At 68.7% G+C, this 1,436-nt stretch carries 2 protein-coding genes; both read left to right on the forward strand.

Features of this window, described 5'->3' with window-relative positions:
• Positions 1 to 1,094, forward strand: a 1,094-nt coding sequence (locus ACT6Q8_RS25490) for a heavy metal translocating P-type ATPase (protein ID WP_444739476.1), incomplete at its 5' end; no start/stop codon positions are given.
• A gap of 44 nt (positions 1,095 to 1,138) precedes the next feature.
• Positions 1,139 to 1,436 (forward strand): efflux RND transporter permease subunit (locus tag ACT6Q8_RS25495; RefSeq protein WP_444739477.1); only part of this gene is annotated, 298 nt, incomplete at its 3' end.

Below are 1,436 nucleotides of genomic sequence, written 5' to 3' on the forward strand. Positions count from 1 at the left end.
TGGCGGTCCTTGTCGCGGCAAGCCCGTGCGCGCTCGCGATCGCGACGCCGAGTGCCGTCCTGTCGGGCGTTGCGCGTGCGGCGCGCGGCGGCGTGCTGGTCAAAGGCGGTGGCCCGCTCGAAAATCTCGGCTCGCTGACCGCGCTGGCGTTCGACAAGACGGGAACGCTCACCGAAGGAAAGCCGCGCATCACCGACGTCCTGCCGGCCAGCGGCGTGCCGAAGGAGGAACTGCTGCGGATCGCGGTGGCGGTCGAGCGGCTCAGCGACCATCCGCTTGCCGCCGCGATCGCGCGCGATGGCGAGGCCATGCTGACCTCGGCGCGCGTGCCGGTGGCGGACGACCTCAACAGCCTCACGGGGCGCGGCGTTACCGCGAAGGTCGAAGGCGAGACTGTCCAGATCGGAAAGGTGGAGATGTTCGGGACCGACGGCATCGCGCCGATCGGCGACGAAGTGGCGACGGCGATTGCCGGCCTTCGCGAACAGGGCCGCACGACGATGGTGGTCCGTATGGGCGACCGCGATCTGGGCGCGATCGGTCTGATGGACACGCCGCGCGAAGCGGCGCGCACGGCGATCGCTAGGCTCCGCGAGCTCGGGATCAGACGTATGATCATGATCTCGGGCGATCACCAGAAGGTCGCCGAGTCGATCGCCGCCGAAGTCGGGATCGACGAGGCCTGGGGCGACCTGATGCCCGATCAGAAGGTCGACGCCATTCGCGATCTCAAGGCCGAGCAGCCGGTGGCCATGGTGGGCGACGGGGTCAATGACGCGCCCGCGATGGCGAGCGCAACCGTCGGCATCGCCATGGGCGCCGCTGGGTCGGACGTCGCCCTCGAAACCGCCGATGTCGCGCTCATGGCCGACGATCTTGCCCATCTGCCCTTCGCCATCGGGCTCAGCCGGCAGACGCGGCGGATCATCCGCCAGAATCTCGTAGTGAGCCTCGGCGTCGTGGTCGTGCTCGTGCCGGCAACCATCCTCGGGCTGGGCATCGGCCCCGCGGTGGCCGCGCATGAGGGCTCGACACTGGTCGTGGTCGCCAACGCGCTACGGCTCCTCGCCTATCGCGACCGCAGCGCGGCCTGAGAGGCCAACGCGGCGGCGAGGCGAGACCGGAAAGGGGAGAGCGGATGAACTTCAAGAATATCTCGGCCTGGTCCATCCGGAACCCGATCCCGCCGCTCGTCATGTTCTTCGGCCTGACGGTCGCGGGGATCGTCTCCTTCCTCATGATGGGGGTCCAAAGCGATCCCGACATCGATTTTCCGGGCGCGATCGTCATCATCGCGCAGCCGGGCGCCGCACCCACCGAACTCGAAACGCAGGTCACCCAGCGCGTCGAAGCGGCGGTGCGCACGATCGAGGGGATCGACGAGCTCAACTCGACCGTCACCGAGGGCCAGTCGCAGACCTTCGTCCAGTTCGCGA

The organism is Niveispirillum sp. (assembly GCF_052437035.1).
Taxonomy (GTDB): domain Bacteria; phylum Pseudomonadota; class Alphaproteobacteria; order Azospirillales; family Azospirillaceae; genus Niveispirillum.